Raw genomic sequence first — 17613 nt, 5'->3', positions numbered from 1 at the left:
TGCGGGCAGGTGCAGCGGGGAATCCCCCAGTCCGCTTCGCGGACAGCCCCCTTTGACAAGGGGGCCTTTAAAGCCTCCCTTGTCAAAGCGAGGGCGGAGGGATTCCTCACCGCCGCTTCCCCCTTACATCCCAATCAAATCAAACTGCTCGAACGAGACAAGCACCTCGTGGTTTTTCTTGGGGTTGGGGTACTTAATCTGCACGCTCTTGAGGCGCTGGCTGTAATACCAGCCGCTCTCGGCTTCCTCAAACTTGCGGCGGTGCAGGAAATGCGGCAGCTCCTTGCCGTCGACCTGCACATAGAACGGGGACTTCTCGCGGTGGATCATGTCAAGCGCCATGCTCTCCACGGCGGTCTCGTAGCTACCCTCGTTCGTGAAGGTCACGACCGTCTTGACGCCTGCCTTGACGTCGATTTTCGTCTTGAGGTATGCACCCTTACGGTAGTCGTTCGTGCGGCCGTCGTCCTCGTACAGGGTGAACGCAGAGTCAACGTCCGGGGCCATCAGAATATCCAGGGCCGTGGTTTTCTCGGTCATCAGGTTATGCAGGGCGTTGCCGCTCATCGGGATGATGGCGCCGCTACGCACAAACAGCGGGATGCTGGCGATGTCCACTGGCACTTCAATCGTCTGGCCGGGGGCGTAAGCCTCGCGGGTGTAGAAGTCGTAGAACCGCTCGGCTTCGTTCTCGGTCTTGGGCAGGTAGACCGGGCGGACGGTCTGGCCCTTCTCGACCACGTTTGCGACCAGCAGCGAGTCGCCGAACATAAAGTCCACACCCTCGTCGTAGGTGGCCGGGTCGTTCTGGAACACGCTGAACGTCGGCTGCCAGATGGGCAGGCCGTTCTCGTGAGCACGCTCCATCAGCGAATAGAGCGTCGGGCTGAGCTTGTAGCGGAAGTTGATGGCGTCCCTGATGTACTGCTTTTTATCGCTGTACATCCACGGCTCGGTGACGGTGTTGTCGGTGTTGGTGGAGTGGATGGAGAAACGCGGCATGAAGATGCCGTTCTGCACCCAGCGCACGAACAGCTCGCTCTCCGGCGCAACGCCGTAGAAGCCGCCGACGTCACAGCCGTGGTTGGAAACGCCGCAGAGCGCCATGCCCAAGATCGTTGCAATGTTGTATTTCAGGGTATCCCAGCAGGTCAGGTTGTCGCCGGCCCAGACCTGTGCATACCGCTGGATGCCGGCGTGGCCAGAGCGGCAGACCGAGAAGGGACGGCAGTCGGGGTCGTATTCCTCGATAGCCTCGTTGGACAGCTGGCACATCAGGTTGCTCATGACCGGCTTCATCGTGCCGATGGTGCTGCCCTTGCCTTCAAAGTAGACCTTCGCGTCCTTATCGACGAGGGAGTCATACTCGCAGTTGTCGTTCCAGATGGAGCGGCAGCCGTACTTGAGCAGTGCGTCCTTGATGTACTGCTTCCAGTGCAGACGGGTGGATTCCTTCGTGTAGTCAACAAACAGCCCGGGGCCGCCCCACCAGGTGCCGACGGCCAGACCATCCACACCGGTGTTGTCGTCGGAGGCGGGCAGGAACATCCCCTTCTGTTTCATCTCGTCCAGCAGCGGGTGGACCAGCAGCATACCGGGCTTGATGTTGGGCGAGACGACAATGCCGCGCTTTTCCATCTGGGCGAACCAGTCTGCCGGGTTCTTGAACCGCTTGTAGTTCCAAGTGAAGGTGCAGCGCTTGATGCCCTCGGGCGTCTCGACCGCGCAGTAGCCGCTGGACAGCTGGAAGCCGTCTGCGGGGATGCCCTCCTCGCGGGTCGTGTCGATGAAGTCGAGCACGGCGTCATCGCTGTTCTCGGGCAGCTCGGGATAATACATCGAGCTGCCCAGATAGCCCAGCGCGGCTTTCGGCAGCATGACGCTCTTGCCGGTCAGGTCGGTGTAGCGCTCGATGACCTCGCGGATGGACGGGCCGGCAATCAGGAACAGGTCAATGTCGCCCGCATCGGTGCGGTAGGAAGAATAGCGGTGCCAGTAGTTGCGCTTCTCGCGGCCCATGTTGAAATCACACTCGGCCGTGTTGTGGTAGAAATAGCCCACAGCCTGCCTGGTGCCGCGGTTCAGGCGGATGTAGAACGGAATATGCTTGTAGAGGGAGTCGGTCTCCTTGGCGTTGTAGCCCATGGCGTCGCCGGGGGCCATGTTCATGTATTTCTCGGCCTTGTTGATCTCGCCGGATTTCTCGCCAAAGCCGTAGAAGCAGTCGTCAGCCTCGATCTGGCTGGCATGGATGCGGCGGTGGTTGCTGTCCTCGCGGTAGGCCAGGTCGGGAATATCGGCGTGCAGCAGGCTCCCGTCCTTATCATAAACCATGATGCGGAACGGCGCTTTCTCGATGACGACTTTCAGCCGCTTGCCCTGGATGACGGCCTGCTTGCCGCCGTCGGTCAGCGCAGCCTCGGCGGGCTGGACGCGCTTGCGGCAGTCCTTCATCAGTTCGTCGGTGCGGGAGTCCCACGCCGTCATGGTCAGGCTGTAAGAGGCTTCGTCCCAATCGCCGTCAAAGCCCGCGCGGATGCGCAGGATGTCGTCGGTCAGGAACCAGATGCGCAGTTCCACGGCGTTAGTAGCCACAGCATAGTAGCTGCCGTGGTCGGTGACTGCGCCACCGGTGTAGCACACTTTCATAGATTTTCCCCTTTCTTTGCGATGCGGTGGTTCGGGCGCAAATAGGCAACATGCACAAAAATCTGATATAATTTTTGTGCATCTATAAGTTATTCGCCCTGTTTCGACCTTATAATAACAAATTATTCATGAAATTTCTTCTGCATTTGTGGCACGAATGTTGCAAAATGTGATATAATCGTTTTAAGGACAAAAATTGCAGGAGGGCCGACGCCATGATTATCCAAAAAGTTCCGCACTATGTAGATTCTGTTCTGACACAGAAGGTCGCCAGCGCCGCCCTGCAGGGCGGTGACGTAGTGGTGGCTTGGTACACAAACCAGGTCAACAGCCAGTCGGTCGTCCACTCCCACCCCTACTATGAGCTGATTTTGCCGGTGGCGGGCAGCAGTGTCCGCTATTCCGTCGGCGGCAGCGTCTACGATTTACACCTGGGCGAGCTGATTTTGTTCCCCGGCGAAATGTACCACTCCTGCAAGTTCAACATCACGGCGGATACTTCGGAGCGGCTCGTTGTGCAGATCGCGCCGGGCATCTGGGATCGAGCCTGGCAGCAGAGCGGTCTGCCCCACCGCGCATGGAATCGCGACCCCATCATCTTGGATGCAAACGCCGTCCTGCACTGGGATTTCCGCGGCCTGCTGGAACGGATGGCACAGACTGTCTCGCTGGACGAAAGGATACGCCCCATCGTGCAATGCTGCGAGGTAACAGAGCTGATTCTGCTCGCCAGCCATGTCATCACCCGGCGCAACGCTGCACCGCCGCCCTCGGCCACCAGTCTGCTGATTGCCAAGGCCGTTGACTACCTGCAAACCCACTACACCGACCCCGGGCTGACCGTGGCACAGCTGGCCAAGTATACCTACACAAGCCGGGAGCATCTGTCCCGCGTGTTCAAGGAGTACACGCTGGAAAGCGTACACGGCTACCTGACCAACCTGCGGATGCAGCACTGCCGAAACGCCATTGCGGCCGGGGCCAGCGTGCTGGACGCCTGCAATGCCAGCGGCTTTACAAATTACAGCAGTTTTTTAAAGAGTTTCCGCGCACTGTACGGCGTTACCCCAACCGAGTACCGCGCCCAGCTGCGGCAAAGCCTGGCCCCCAACTAGCTTTACACTGACGGAAAATCGGGGTATACTTAGGGCAATACCGCATAATTCTAAGTGCCGATACGGCGAGCGAGGTGCGGCAGCTGCTAAGCCAAAAGCGCAGATAATACTGGATGTCTTATCGAGCATTTTGGCAACGCAGATGCCGTGCCGCAGCCGCCGGAGCGGTGCTTAAGCCGTAAGGCGGGAATTGTGCGGTGTCGCCTTAGAATACTACTGTAAAGGGGGGGCACACTGCATGACACCGTTGGAGGCGCTGAAACGCTATTTCGGTTATGATTCCTTCCGCCCCGGGCAGGCTGAAATTGTGGACGCCATCCTGGCCGGGCGGGACGCGCTGGCTATCATGCCCACCGGCGCGGGCAAATCTATCTGCTACCAGGTCCCGGCGCTGCTGCTGCCGGGCATCACGCTGGTCATCTCGCCGCTGATCTCCTTGATGCAGGACCAGGTCAAGGCGCTGAACGCGGCGGGCATCCGAGCGGCATACATCAATTCTTCCCTGTCAGAAAGCCAAATCAGCCGTGCGCTGAACCTGGCCGCCGAGGGCAGCTATAAAATCATCTACGTTGCGCCCGAGCGGCTGGAAAGCGGCGCGTTCCGCAGCTTTGCTGCGGCGGCGGATATCTCGATGGTCACAGTGGACGAGGCCCACTGCATCAGCCAGTGGGGCCAGGATTTCCGCCCGAGCTACTTAAAAATCCTTGATTTTGTGGACAGCCTCCCGGAACGCCCCATCCTGTCCGCCTTTACGGCCACTGCCACGCGGGAGGTGCGGGACGATATCATCTGCACGCTGCGGCTGCATGACCCGGAGCTGCTTGTCACCGGTTTTGACCGGCCGAACCTCTACTTTCAGGTGGAGCAGACCCACCGCAAGGATGATTTTGTGCTGCAATACCTGCGCGACCACCCGGGCGAGAGCGGCATCATCTACTGTGCCACCCGCAAAAATGTGGACAAGCTGCAAGCCCTGCTGGCCGACTACGGCTTTGCCGCCACCAAGTACCACGCGGGTCTGGCCGCCGAGACGCGCAAGAAGAACCAGAACGATTTCATCTACGACAAAGCCCCCCTCATCGTGGCGACGAACGCCTTCGGCATGGGCATCGACAAATCCAACGTGCGGTTCGTACTGCATTACAACATGCCCCAAAGCATGGAGAATTATTACCAGGAGGCAGGCCGCGCCGGGCGCGATGGACTTCCGTCCCAGTGCGTTTTGCTCTTTTCGGCGCAGGATGTGGTCATCAACAAGTTTTTGCTGGACCGCAAGGATTTTTCGGACTCCGACGACGAGGACGCCGAGCTTTTGCGCCAGCGCGACTTGCAGCGGTTGCAGACGATGGAGCGTTACTGCAAGACAACGGCCTGCCTGCGCAACTATATTTTGGAATATTTCGGTGAGCACCCCGCCGCGCCCTGCGGCAACTGCGGCAGCTGCAACAATGTGTATGAACAGGCCGACCTGACCGCCGCGGCCAAGTGGATGATCAACTGCGTGGCCGAGACGCGGGGCCGGTTTGGCAAGGCCATCGTCTTTGGCACCTTGCAGGGGGCTAACCGCGCCCGGCTGAAAGAGATCGGCGCGACGAATTACAAGAGCTACGGCCAGCTGAAGGACCTGCCCCGGGATGTGCTGGACCGGCTGCTGGCCCAGCTGTTGGAAGATGGATATTTGGTGCAGACCGACGACCAGTACGCCGTGCTGCGAATGGGCGATATCACGCCGCTGAAGCAGCCCGGGGCGCAAGTGCTGGTCAAGCTGCCGCCCCGGCAAGAGCCGGAGCGGGTGCAGCGCCCCAAAAAGCGCAGCGTGATGGACGCCCTGACCAAGGCCGGGTTGGAGCTGTACCAACAGCTGCGCACCCTGCGGTTCGAGATCGCCCAGCGCGAGGGGCTGCCGCCCTACGTCGTGTTCGGCGACAAATCGCTGGCCGATATGTGCCTGCATGCCCCCGCAACGGTGGAAGGGATGATCGGTATTTACGGCATGGGCGAGCGCAAGTACGAGAAGTATGCCGACCAGTTCTTTGCGGTCATCGACGCCTACCGCGCCGACCACCCCGACGCGGTGCTGAGCCTGGACGCCCCCGATCCGAAGCCCGCACCGGAAACGCCCGCGAAAACCGCCAAGCCCGGCAGCAAGGCCACCAAGGCCGCATTCTGTCTGACCGAGGAACGCGCCGCGGCGTTTGCCTACCAGGACGCCCTCTCCCCTGCCGAAATGAAGGAGGCGCTGGCCGCCGTTGCCGCGCCCGACATGAAAGCCCCCACCATCAAGGATATGGAGGGCTGGCTGCTGGACGAGCGGTTGATTGCCATGGAAAAACTCCCCACCAAGGGCTTTTATTACGTGCCCACCCCCGCCGGTGTAGATGCCGGCCTGCGCAGCGAGGACCGCGTCAGCGCCCGCGGCACGCCCTACTCGGTTTTGCAGTTCACACCCCCGGCGCAGAAGCTAATCGTGGAGCATTACATCAAAAAATAAGCTGTACATCGCGCAAATTGCGAAAAAGGCACACACCGACGCAAAATCGGTGTGTGCCTTTTGGAGTTTTATGCCATTATTTCCACAGCAGGAACAGGATGAGCAGCAGCACTGCCAGCCCCGCCAGGTAGACCCCGGCAATCAGCAGGGTTGCTTTCATGGCACCCAGCACGGCCCAGAACTTTTCCTTGGCGGTCCAGTCAGGGGCTTGCTCCCATGGGCGGTCGTTGGCCGGTTCTGGGGGCGGGGCGCCCGCCTTGCGGCGGTGGGGGCGCAGCATCGGCGCAGGGCCGATATCACTCATATCGGCGATGGTGCGGCCATCGTCCTCAAAATCGTCGTGCTTCCTCATTTGTCGTACAGGTGGCAGACCACGTAATGGCCCGGCTCGGCCTCACGCTGCTTCGGTGCTTCGGTCTTGCAGCGCTCGGTGGCGTAAGGGCAGCGGGTGTGGAACTTGCAGCCGGACGGCGGGTTGGCCGGGGACGGGATCGAGCCTTGCAGCACGATACGCTCGCGTTTGACCGTCGGGTCCGGGATGGGGATGGCCGAGAACAGTGCCTTGGTGTAGGGGTGCAGCGGGTGGGCGAAGATATCGTCGGTCTCGCCGTACTCCACCAGGTTGCCCAGGTACATAACACCCACCGTGTCCGAGATATGCTCGACGACGGACAGGTCGTGGGAGATAAAGAGATAGGTCAGGTTGCGCTTTTCCTGCAGGCTCTTGAGCAGGTTGATGATCTGCGCCTGAATCGAAACGTCCAGCGCGGAGACCGGCTCGTCGCAGACGACGAACTCAGGGTTCAGCGCCAGGGCGCGGGCAATGCAGATACGCTGGCGCTGGCCGCCGGAAAATTCGTGCGGGTAGCGGGTCTTGTGGTAGGGCTGCAGACCGCAGTCGTCCATGACCTGGTCGATATAATCGTTAAATTCGTTTTTCGGCACCAGGTTGTGCTCGCGCACAGCTTCGCCGATAATTTCACCGACCGGCAGGCGCGGGGACAGGCTGGAGAACGGATCCTGGAAGATGATCTGCATTTGGGTACGCAGCGCACGCATTTCGGCCGGGGTCATGTCGTAGACTTCCTTGCCGTTGAAGAGCACCTGGCCGCCGGTCTTTTCACCGCCCAGGCGCAGAATGGTACGGCCGGTCGTGGATTTTCCGCATCCGGACTCACCGACCAGGCCCATCGTGCAGCCGCGGCGCAGGTTGAAGGTAACGCCGTCCACAGCCTTAACATAGCCCACAGTCTGGGACAGCAGGCCGCCCTTGATGGGGAAATACTTTTTGAGGTGGTTGACCATCAGAATATATTGAGGGTCGTAGGTGACGGGGGTGTAGTCGTTTTCAACCAGAAGTTTTTCCTTCTTTGCCATACGTCACTCACCCGCCTTTCTGTTTTCTTCATAGTAGCGGTAGCAGCTGACCTTGTGCGTGGGGGACAGGCTGATCTCGCAGGGGTACTCGCCGCTGCAGCAGGGCAGCTGCATTTCGCAGCGGTCCTTGAAGTAGCAGTAATCCGGCATATTGACCGGGTTAGGCACCTTGCCGGGGATGGAGTACAGGCGGTCCACTTTTTTGCCGACGACCGGCTTGGACGCCATCAGGCCAATGGTGTAAGGGTGGCTCGGGTGGGCAAAAATTTCCTCCACCGTGCCCTTCTCGACCACGCGGCCCGCATACATGACAACGACATAGTCGGCCATTTCGGCGATAACGCCCAGGTCGTGGGTGATCAGCATAATGGACGAGTTGATGCGATCCTTCAGGTTGCGCAGCAGGTCCAGGATCTGGGCTTGGATCGTCACGTCCAGCGCGGTGGTCGGCTCGTCGGCAATGATGATTTTCGGGTTGCAGGCCAGCGCCATGGCGATCATGACGCGCTGGCGCATACCGCCGGACAGCTCGTGGGGGTACATCGCGTAGACACCCTCACTGTTGGCAATGCCGACCATCTCCAGCATTTCAATGGTGCGCTTCTTGATGTCCTCTTTTGTCTTGCCCTCGCCCTCGTGCAGGGCAATGACCTCTTCGATCTGTGCGCCAATGCGGAACACCGGGTTCAGGCTCGTCATAGGCTCCTGGAAGATCATCGAGATATAGTTGCCGCGCAGGCCCTGCATCTTGTCGGTCGGGGTCTTGGCAATGTCGTAGGCCTTGTCATTGCCGAGGTTCAGCCGAATGGCACCCTCGACGATCTGCCCCTGGGGGCGCTGCAGCAGCTGCATCAGGGAAAGGCTGGTGACAGACTTGCCGCAGCCGGACTCACCGACGACGCCGACGGTCTTGCCGATGGGCACTTCAAACGAAACGCCGTCGACGCTCTTGACGACGCCGGTGTCGGTGAAGAAATAGGTGTGCAGGTCATCGAACTCCACCGCGTTGGCGGGGTCCTTCATCTGGGTGGTGTACTCACTCTCGGGCACGTTGCGGCGCTTGCGGCGCTTCTCGTACTGGTCGGTGATGCGGCGGTTTTCCTTGGAGATACGCCGCGACTCTTTGGCGGAAAGATATCCGTCCTGATTTTTAGCCATCGTGTGTTTCTCCTTCCAATCAGCGTTTCATCTTGGGGTCAAACGCATCGCGCAGACCGTCGCCCACAAAGTTGAAGCCCAGAACGGTCAGCAGCAGGCAGATACCGGCGGGGATCCAGATGAACAGGTAGTTCGTCATAACGTAGGCGTTGTTGACATCGTTGATGATGTTGCCCCAGGAGGCGAACGGATACTTGACGCCCAGGCCCAGGAAGGACAGGGTGGCCTCGGTCAGGATGGTGGAGCCCAGGCCCATCGTGCAGGTAACGATGAGCTGCGGGATAACGTTGGGGATCAGGTGGCGGAAAATGCGGTGCCAGACCTTGATGCCGCAGGCCTCGGTGGCCAGCATGAACTCCTGCTCACGCAGGGAGAGGATCTGGCCGCGTACCAGGCGGGCAATGCTGGGCCAGCCCAGGAAGCCGAGAATCAGCATCAGGTATAGCATACGTTTCCAGGAATCCACACGCATGGCGTCCATGGCCGCGCCGATGATGATGATGACCGGCATCGAAGGGATGCAGTAGAAAACATCGACGACACGCATAATGATGTTATCGATCCAGCCGCCGAAGTAGCCGGAGATACCGCCCATCAGGATACCCAGGGATGCCTCGATGACGACGACGATGAAGCCGATGATCAGCGAGACGCGGCCGCCGTACATCAGGCGGGTCAGCATATCCATACCGTTGGTGTCGGTGCCCAGCCAATGCGCCTTGCTGGGGCTGGCGTAGCGGTCGTAGACGTAAGTCTCGGTCATCTGCTTGACGGACCAAACTTTGGTGGAGGCATCGTAGACGATATCGTACTCGGCCTCGTTCCCCCCGGCGTCGGTGTAGTTGAACTTATCGGCCTTCTCGTTGATGGCCTCTTCCAGGCGATCCTTGAAGTCGCGGGTAACGACGACGCTGGAATCGGCGGCGGAGACGACAAAGCGGCTGACATAACCCAGCTGCTCGCCATTGGCGGCGATCTCGCCGTCCTTGTTCAGCGTGTAGTCCACGCCGTCGGCGGTAAAGTCGCTCTCCCCTGCCGTTATGGCAGTCAGGGCGGCCAGCTTGACGTCAAAGCTGAACTTCGGCGCACCGTCGGCCTCGTTGACGAGGTCGCGGCTGGCATAGCCCATGACGTCGCTGCCCTGGTAGACGACATAGAAGTCGTCGCTCTGGATATCGACGGTGTAGTCAGTATCCTTATAGTTGAACTCGGTGCTGCCCTTCTTCACGGCTTCGAGGGCCTTGCTCTGGGCGATGGAACCGAAGTTCTGGCCGTCGGCCACGACAAAACGCATCGTGTCGTTGCGGGTGACGCCGACGAACTCCTTGGACATCTGGGTGTAGGTGAAGAACTGCTCGTCCTGGCCGTAGGGGCTGACAAGGCCGCCGACGAAGGAGAACAGGAACATTGCAATCAGGATGGACAGACCGACGACGGCCAGACGGTTGCGGAAGAACCGCTTGGCGACCAGTGCGCCGGGAGACAAAACCTTGACGCGGCGGTCATCGTTCAGGGAGTACTGCTCCTGCTTCGGGTTCTGGTTCTGCGTGTTTTCGCTCATGGGTGTGCAGTCTCCTTTCTTTAAGAAATGCGCACGCGCGGGTCAACCACGCCGTACAGGATATCGGTCAGCAGGTTGCTGGCCAGCGTCAGCACCGCCATGAAGGACAGGTAGAACATCGTGAAGGGGATGTCGCCTGCGACCATGGACTGGTAGGAAATATAGCCGATGCCGGGGATGGAGAACAGCGTCTCGGTGATAAGGGCACCGCTGAACAGGCCGGGCAGGCTGCCACCGATGATGGTGACAAGGGGAATCAGCGTGTTGCGGAAGGCGTGCTTGTAGATGACCGTATGCTCCGACAGGCCCTTGGCGCGGGCGGTGCGGATGTAGTCCGCGTTCAGCACTTCCAGCATATTCGTGCGGGTGTAGCGCATATAGCCGCCGATGGAGACGATGACCAGCGTTGCGATGGGCAGCACCAGATGGTTGGCCTTATCGCAGAACTGCCCCCAGGCGTCCAGCTGGGCATAGTCACGGCCGACGAGGCCGTACAGATCGAACCAGCCGAGCTTGACCGAGAACAGCAGCTTGAGCAGCGTAGCAAAGAAGAAGGTGGGCAGCGAAATACCGACCAGCGCCGCAGCCGTGATGACGTAGTCCGTGCGGCTGTACTGCTTGGTAGCAGCCAGCACGCCGAGGGGCACGGCGATCACGATGGACAGCACAAAGGAGATGCCGCCCATGATGACAGACAGGCCGATGACCTCGGTAAACTTCTGGGTGGCGGGCACGTTCCACTTCCAGCTGTCGCCGAAGTTGCCGACGATGGCCTTGCTCAGCCAGGTGAAGAAGCCGGGGATAATGTCCAGGTCAAGGCCGTAGGCCGCATTGAGCTGGGCCAGCCATTCCTCATAGGGTTTGGCACCGGGGGCCTGGGCCAGCTGCATTGCCATCGTCTCGGCAAAGGAGCTGGGCAGGCTGCGGATCAGCGCGTAGATAATGAACATGACACAGAACAGGATCAATACCGACTGCGCGATACGCTTGATGATGTAATTTCGCAAGAGTTTTCGTTCCTTCCTTGCACGGTTAGACCGCGTTTATTTTGCAGGGAAATGCCGTAATGTGGGCATCCCCATCCCACGCAGGGACGACGCCTTGCGTGGGAGTGGGACGACCATATTAGTGGTATAGGGGAAGACTGGCGATTACCGCCGGGCAGAGGGCCGGGCATGCCCGGCCCCTACAGGGCAGCGCATTCGTAGGGGCGCATTCTATATGCGCCCGCACAGGCTGCCCGCTCCCCCCTTTCCTCGGTTCGTCCAATACAGCAAGCAACCGCCCTTGGCGGGCGGTCACCTGCTTTCACAACGGTAAGTTGAACTTAGTTCAGCTCGAGGTTGTTCAGCTCAGACTTGTAGGTCCAGTATGGGGTCTGATCCTTCGCGATGGTGTCGATGTTGACACGCTCGGTGGAGAAGATGGTAGCCTCGCTGCGCTGGTAGACGGGCAGCTCGACACCCCAATCCAGGATGATCTCCATGGCCTCTTTGTACATGGCCTTGCGGGCCTCCTGGTCGGTGGTCTGGCGGGCAGCCATGATCAGCTCATCCAGGTCGGCATCGTTGATGGTGTAGTAGTTGGTAGCGCCCTGGCTGTGGTACAGCTGGAACATATCGGGGTCATTGGTGGACTGCCAGGCAGCGACCCAGCCCTCGGCAGCGCCGGACTGATAGGAAGCGAACAGGTCAGAAGCGTTGGCCATATCGTTGACAGTCAGGGTGAAGCCGATGGTCTTGAGGGCGGCAGCAGCGTTGGTCAGGGTCTGGAAGGAGGGGTGGTCACCATTGCCGGAAGCACCGATGTTGATCTGATACTCCATCTTGGCACCGGCGGGGGCAGCCGTGATCTGGCCGTTCTCGACGGTGTAACCGGCAGCCTCGAAGTAGCCCAGGGCAGCCTGCAGAGCGGCGGCGTACTTGTCCTCGCTCTTCATGTCGGAGGTGTAGATCTCGTTGCCGTCCACGTCGGTGGAGTAGGCGATCTGGTAGCCGTCGTCGGTGACGGAGGGAGCAGCCCAAGAGGTGTTGGAAATGGGGTAGTTGATAACGGTGGCGGTATCGCCGTAGTAGGAGTCGATGCCCTCATCGCGGTAAGCGGCGATGACGGTCATGATGGCCTTGCGCAGGTCCTTGGAAGCCTCGGAGGCAGGGTCGCCGCCGACGTTGACGTTCTTGGCGCTCAGGGCGATGTAGCCGTAGCCGCGGTAATCCTTCAGGCGGGTGGTGATGACGGGGCCGTCCTCACCCTCGACGCCGTTGATGTCGGCGATCTGGTCAGCAACCTCCAGAGAGTAGGAAGGATCGGAGATGTCGATGGTGCCGGCCTGAACGCCGGTGATCTTATCGGCCTCCTGGGTCTCCTTCATGTTGACGTGGGCAACCTTCGGTGCGCCGTTGAAGTAGTCGGGGTTGGCATCCAGGTAGACAACGCCGTCGCTGTACTTGGAGAAGGTGAACATACCGCCGCCCAGAGGAGTGCTGGTCTTGGAGCGGACGCCGCTCAGATCACCCTTGACAAAGCCAAAGGAGTTGTTGTCGTAGTCGTACAGGCTCTCATCGCCGTAGTAGTGCAGGGGGGCAATGGGCATCTGCAGCTGGTAGATCATGGTGGTGGACAGCTCGCTGGTGGTCAGCGTCATGCTGTAATCACCGGTCTTGACGATACCGGCAACGTTGGCAACTGCATTGCCGACATTGACACCGGTGGTGGAGTATGCGTAGACATCCTCGGGGATCAACTCAGACAGGGCAGAACCGGCGGATTCGGCCTCCATAGCGGAGAAGCTCCAGTCGTACTGCTCGCCGATAGCCAGGAAGAAGTCCTTGGCGGTGGCATCGGCAGCCAGACCATCGAAGCCCCAGCCGGCAGCAGCGGAGGCAACATCGGTAGCACCGTTGGCCATCATATTGTCAACGATCTCCTGGGCAAACTTCACGCCGCCGTCATTGACAGCATCCCAGAAAGCCTTCTGCTGTTCTTCGGTGAAGTTGGTGTAGTCGGTGTTGTCCTCGCCGGCCTCAGCGATCAGCTTGGACAGGGTGGACATAGAATTGCGGTACTCCTCCAGACCCACGATGGGGGTGGAGTACATGGTTACAGAGCCGTCATACGTAGGATCGAGGAAAACATACATCGAGAAGATGACGTCGTCGATGGTGACAGGCTCGCCGTCAGAGAACTTCAGGTCGTCGCGCAGCTTGATGTCATAGGTGACGGTGCCGTCGTCATTCTCGGTGACAACGCAGTCAGAGGTGCCGTAGTAGGTGTAGTCGGTGCCGTTGTACTCGCGGGTCTCGCCCTCGATGCCGTTCAGGATCATTTCGCCCTTACGGTCAGCGCCGAGCAGACCGAGCTGGGTCAGGTCAATGACATCCTGGTCGGAAGCAGAAGCGGCGAAGAAGGGGCTGAACTTGCCCTCAAAGCCGGTCTCTGCCAGAACGAGGGTGCCATCAGAAGCGGCCGTGTTGGATGCTTCGGCAGTAGCAGTACTGGTGCTCTCGCTGGTCGCGTCGGACGCAGCACCGCCGCAGCCAGCCAGCACGCTGACGCTGAGTGCGGCAGCAGATGCCAGTGCAATGACTTGCTTGGTGTTTTTCATGTGTAAAACCTCCTATATTTTGCCCTCACCTACAAATCATTATTACGCTCCCCAAGAGCGTAATACGAGAAAGGGGTACCCCTTTCTGAACCCTGTTGTTTCTTTACAGCGCACACTTGTCGATGATGACCTAGTTTTTAGCATACCGTAAAATCGCAAAAAAGTCAACCGAAAATCACACTTTTGTACCTTTTGACGAAATTTGGATAGGAATTTTGGAAGGGTTGGTTTGAGCCTTCCCCCTTGGGGGAAGGTGACCGGGCGAAGCGAGGTCGGATGAGGGGTGCGTTTGCCGATGCTGCGCCGTAAAAGGGCAATCACGGCAAGGCCGTCCCTCATCAGTCCGCTCCGCGGGCAGCTTCCCCCTTGGGGGAAGCCTTTCCTCTGCGCACAAAAAACGTGCCCCGCCTCCCGGCAGGGCACGCCCTTATGTAATGTATAATTATTCTTCTCTATTCCACGACATCTTTTTGACAATCCCCGCCGCGGCGGCAAATGCGGCACAGGCGGCGATTTCAAAAAGTATAAAAACACCGTGTGTGCCAAGCAGTTGTCCTTCATTCGCAAACAATGCCACCTCCTGCCCCGCAGCAGCCACGCCGCACAAGACGGCAGAGGCCACACACAAAAAGGGCAATTTTTGCACAGTCTGCTCGTGGATGTAAGCCCGCATCGGGTCGCCGCCGCGCGTTGTGCGCACCAGTACCACCACGGCGTACAACGCCAGTACCAGCGCTGCCATGTAGGGCAGCTCCAGGTAGAGCGGTGCGCGGGCCGTGGCCCCGGGCAAAACGCCCGCCGCCACGGTCAGCGCCGCACCGCCGCCGCACAAAGCCCACAGCCGGGCCAGCGCCTTGCCGCGCGGGATCTCACCTGCATAGCGGTAGTGTGCCCCGCGGTACCGGTAGTTGCCGTTCAGGTCTTTTTCAAAGTCATCGAGATAGGCGCGCTTCTTCTTTTTCTCGCGGTCGGCCATCACACGATACCTGCCAGGTCATAGTTGTCCAGCCACTGTTTGGCTGTCTCGCTGACACTGCGCAGACAGCTTTCCTCAAAGGGGGTGGTCAGGCCCGCGTTCTTCAAAAGCTCGGTAAAGGTGCGGCTGCCGCCCTGCTTGGTGTAGGCCATGTAGTGTGCCCAGGCGTCGGCGCGATCCTTTTGCAGCATTGCCCAGAATTGCAGGCTGACGGTCTGCGCCAGGCAGTAGTCAATGTAGTAGAAGGGGCTTTGGTAAATATGCATCTGGCGCTGCCAGTACTCGCCCGCGCCGTAGAAGGGAATTTCGCCGTCCAGGCGCATCCAGGGCTGGTAGATGGCGGCCAGCTTCTTCCACTCCTCGTGGCGCTGGGCCGGGGTCAGCTCTGGGTGCTCATAAACGATATGTTGGAAATGGTCGACCATCGTGCCGTAAGGGATGAAGGTCAGTGCGCCCGCCAGATGGCTGTACCGGAACTTGCGGGCGTCCGCACCGAAGAAGCCCTCGGCCCAGGGCCAGGCGAAGAACTCCATCGACATGGAGTGGACCTCGCAGGCCTCCATACTGGGCCAGACGTAGGAGTACGGGATGCGGTCGCGGTTCATGTAGGCAGCAAAGGCGTGGCCTGCCTCGTGGGTCACGACCTCGACGTCATGCTGCGTGCCGTTGAAGTTGGCAAAAATGAACGGCATTTCGTAATCGCCCAGGCTAGTGCAGTAGCCGCCGCCCGCCTTGCCGGGGGTGGACAGCACATCCAGCAGCTCGTCATCCAGCATTTTGTTGAAGAACACACCACTCTCGGGGGAAAGTTCCTCATAGAACTTCTTGCCCTGCTTGAGGATGGCGTCGGCGTCGCCCGCCGGGCGCGGGTTGCCGCTGCGGAACATCAAGGCGTTGTCGGCGGCGTTCATCGGGTACTGCTTGCCCAGACGCCTGGCCTGCTCACGGTAGATGCTGTCGGCCAGCGGCACAATATACTTGACCACGGCGGCGCGGAACTTTTCTACGTCAGCCTTCGTGTAGCAGTTGCGGCCCATGCGGTAGTAGCCCAGGGTGGTGTAACCCTCATAGCCAAGCTTTTTGCCCATCGTGTCGCGCAGGTGGACGAGCTTGTCATAGATGCCGTCAAACTCGGCCTCATGCTCCTTGTACCACGCGCCCTCGGCCTTCCAGGCGGCCAGGCGGCGGGCATCGTCGGGGTCGTTCTTGAAGGGCGAGAGCTGGCTCAAGGTATAGACGCCGCCCTCAAAGGGGATCTGCGCCGACGCGATGAGTTTGCCGTACTCGGTGGTCAGCTTGTTTTCCTGGGCCATCTCGTCCAGGATGGCGGGCGAGAACGCCTTGTCGGCGATCTCGGCGTTGACGAACATCAGGCTGCCGTACTCGGCCTCGAACTCCTTGCGGAAAGGCGACGCCAGCATAGCCTGGCTCCATGCGTTCTGGCACTCCTGCAGCTGGGGGATGGCCTCATTCCAGAAGTTCATCTCCTCGTCGTAGAATTTGTCACGGGTGTCAATGCTGTTGCGCACGCTGGCCAGCTGGGCGGCAGTGTCAACGTGTTTGTTGAGCGTTTCCTCTTCCAGGAAGATTTCGCGGGCCTCGGCGTAGGATTTGGCGCTTTCCAGCCGGGTGCGCAGGTCGGCGAACTGCTGCTTGACCGCATCCAGATCCGGGCGGGCATAGGGCATTTCTGAGAATTTCATGGGGTGTCTCCTTTGCTTGTTTTTGTTTGTATTATAGCACGGGGAGGGTGCGGGCGCAACGCCTCGTTTTTTCGTCAAATCACCCACCCCGCCCTTTCTTTTTTGGCGGATTCGTCGATTGCGGATTTTTATACACAATGTTAAAATATAAATAATACCACTTTATAAGGAGCATCCCATGGACAACATAAAAATTCTGGAAGTGAAGCAGAGCATCTTTGCTTCCAACGACGAGCAGGCCGCCGCGCTGCGGGCTGACCTGAAAGCGAAGAAGGTGTTTCTGCTCAACCTGATGAGCGCACCGGGGTCCGGCAAAACCACGACGCTGCGCAGAACCATTGCAGCCCTCAAAGATGAGCTGCGCATCGGTGTGATGGAAGCGGACATTGACTCCGATGTGGATGCCCGCGCCATCGCCGGGACCGGGGCAAAGTCTATCCAGCTGCATACCGGCGGTATGTGCCACCTTGACGCCGAAATGACCCGGCAGGGGTTGGAAGGTCTGGGCACCGGGGACATCGATTTGGCGATTCTCGAAAACGTCGGCAACCTGGTCTGCCCTGCCGAGTTTGACACCGGCGCAGTGAAGAACGCCATGATTTTGTCGGTGCCAGAGGGCCACGACAAACCGCTGAAATACCCGCTGATGTTCCAGGTATGCGATATCGTGCTTGTGAATAAAATCGACGTGATGCCGTACTTTGATTTTGATCTGGACAAATGCCGAGAGTACGTCGCCATGCGCAACCCGAAGGCGAAGGTCATCCCCATCTGTGCCAAGACCGGGGAAGGCATCGACGAATGGGCAGACTGGTTGCGGGAGCAGGTCAGAGAGTGGCAGAGGTAAAGGCTTCCCCCTCGGGGGAAGCTGTCCGCGAAGCGGACTGATGAGGGACAAGTTTGCCATTGCCACCATTTACCGGACAGTCGCGGCACACCCGCCCCTCATCCGGCCCTGCGGGGCCACCTTCCCCCTCGG

General features: G+C 59.6%; 12 protein-coding genes. 3 read left to right on the top strand and 9 right to left on the bottom strand.

Annotated features, from left to right (window positions below):
* Nucleotides 1–123: 123 nt before the first annotated feature.
* Nucleotides 124–2649, bottom strand: coding sequence for a TIM-barrel domain-containing protein (locus GPK89_RS01605; protein ID WP_215691212.1), 2526 nt, complete (start codon nucleotides 2647–2649; stop codon nucleotides 124–126).
* 215 nt (nucleotides 2650–2864) lie between these two features.
* On the opposite strand from GPK89_RS01605, the gene GPK89_RS01600 reads away from it, so the two are divergent.
* Together GPK89_RS01600 and recQ are read left to right on the top strand one after the other, a co-directional pair.
* Complete coding sequence (locus GPK89_RS01600; RefSeq protein WP_215691210.1) at nucleotides 2865–3764, top strand: AraC family transcriptional regulator; 900 nt, start codon at nucleotides 2865–2867, stop codon at nucleotides 3762–3764.
* 238 nt (nucleotides 3765–4002) lie between these two features.
* Nucleotides 4003–6255 (top strand): DNA helicase RecQ, encoded by a 2253-nt coding sequence (recQ, locus tag GPK89_RS01595; protein WP_215691208.1) that lies wholly within the window; start codon nucleotides 4003–4005, stop codon nucleotides 6253–6255.
* Nucleotides 6256–6331: 76 nt separating this feature from the next.
* Here the strand turns inward: recQ and GPK89_RS01590 are convergent, their stop codons facing one another.
* The 8 genes from GPK89_RS01590 to GPK89_RS01555 form a co-directional block, all read right to left on the bottom strand.
* Nucleotides 6332–6607 carry a hypothetical protein gene (locus tag GPK89_RS01590; RefSeq protein ID WP_215691206.1) on the bottom strand — a complete coding sequence of 92 codons (276 nt, stop codon included), beginning with the start codon at nucleotides 6605–6607 and terminating at the stop codon, nucleotides 6332–6334.
* The gene (locus tag GPK89_RS01585) at nucleotides 6604–7560 is read right to left on the bottom strand and encodes an ABC transporter ATP-binding protein (protein WP_346344821.1); all 957 of its coding nucleotides are present in this window, start codon (nucleotides 7558–7560) and stop codon (nucleotides 6604–6606) included. The genes GPK89_RS01590 and GPK89_RS01585 overlap by 4 nt, the downstream gene beginning before the upstream one ends.
* Before the next feature lie 75 nt (nucleotides 7561–7635).
* The gene (locus GPK89_RS01580; RefSeq protein WP_346344820.1) at nucleotides 7636–8655 is read right to left on the bottom strand and encodes an ABC transporter ATP-binding protein; all 1020 of its coding nucleotides are present in this window, start codon (nucleotides 8653–8655) and stop codon (nucleotides 7636–7638) included.
* A 154-nt stretch (nucleotides 8656–8809) separates the two neighbouring features.
* Complete coding sequence (locus tag GPK89_RS01575; protein WP_215691200.1) at nucleotides 8810–10351, bottom strand: ABC transporter permease; 1542 nt, start codon at nucleotides 10349–10351, stop codon at nucleotides 8810–8812.
* A gap of 20 nt (nucleotides 10352–10371) precedes the next feature.
* Nucleotides 10372–11358 carry an ABC transporter permease gene (locus GPK89_RS01570; RefSeq protein ID WP_215691198.1) on the bottom strand — a complete coding sequence of 329 codons (987 nt, stop codon included), beginning with the start codon at nucleotides 11356–11358 and terminating at the stop codon, nucleotides 10372–10374.
* Between the two features lie 320 nt (nucleotides 11359–11678).
* Entirely contained in the window at nucleotides 11679–13955 is a 2277-nt protein-coding gene (locus tag GPK89_RS01565) for an ABC transporter substrate-binding protein (RefSeq protein WP_215691196.1), read from the bottom strand.
* Nucleotides 13956–14397: 442 nt separating this feature from the next.
* Complete coding sequence (locus GPK89_RS01560; RefSeq protein ID WP_215691194.1) at nucleotides 14398–14931, bottom strand: hypothetical protein; 534 nt, start codon at nucleotides 14929–14931, stop codon at nucleotides 14398–14400.
* Nucleotides 14931–16634, bottom strand: a complete 1704-nt coding sequence (locus GPK89_RS01555) for a M3 family oligoendopeptidase (RefSeq protein WP_215691192.1) — start codon at nucleotides 16632–16634, stop codon at nucleotides 14931–14933. Before GPK89_RS01555 ends, GPK89_RS01560 begins: the two co-directional genes overlap by 1 nt.
* A 178-nt stretch (nucleotides 16635–16812) precedes the next feature.
* On the opposite strand from GPK89_RS01555, the gene hypB reads away from it, so the two are divergent.
* Nucleotides 16813–17481 carry a hydrogenase nickel incorporation protein HypB gene (hypB, locus tag GPK89_RS01550; RefSeq protein WP_215691190.1) on the top strand — a complete coding sequence of 223 codons (669 nt, stop codon included), beginning with the start codon at nucleotides 16813–16815 and terminating at the stop codon, nucleotides 17479–17481.
* The last annotated feature ends 132 nt before the right edge of the window (nucleotides 17482–17613 follow it).

Origin of the sequence: Gemmiger formicilis (genome assembly GCF_018784445.1) — a bacterium.
In the GTDB taxonomy this organism is placed as follows: domain Bacteria; phylum Bacillota; class Clostridia; order Oscillospirales; family Ruminococcaceae; genus Gemmiger.
The sequence above is the reverse complement of the archived record's forward strand: the minus strand, read 5'-3'. Positions and strand labels throughout refer to the sequence as shown.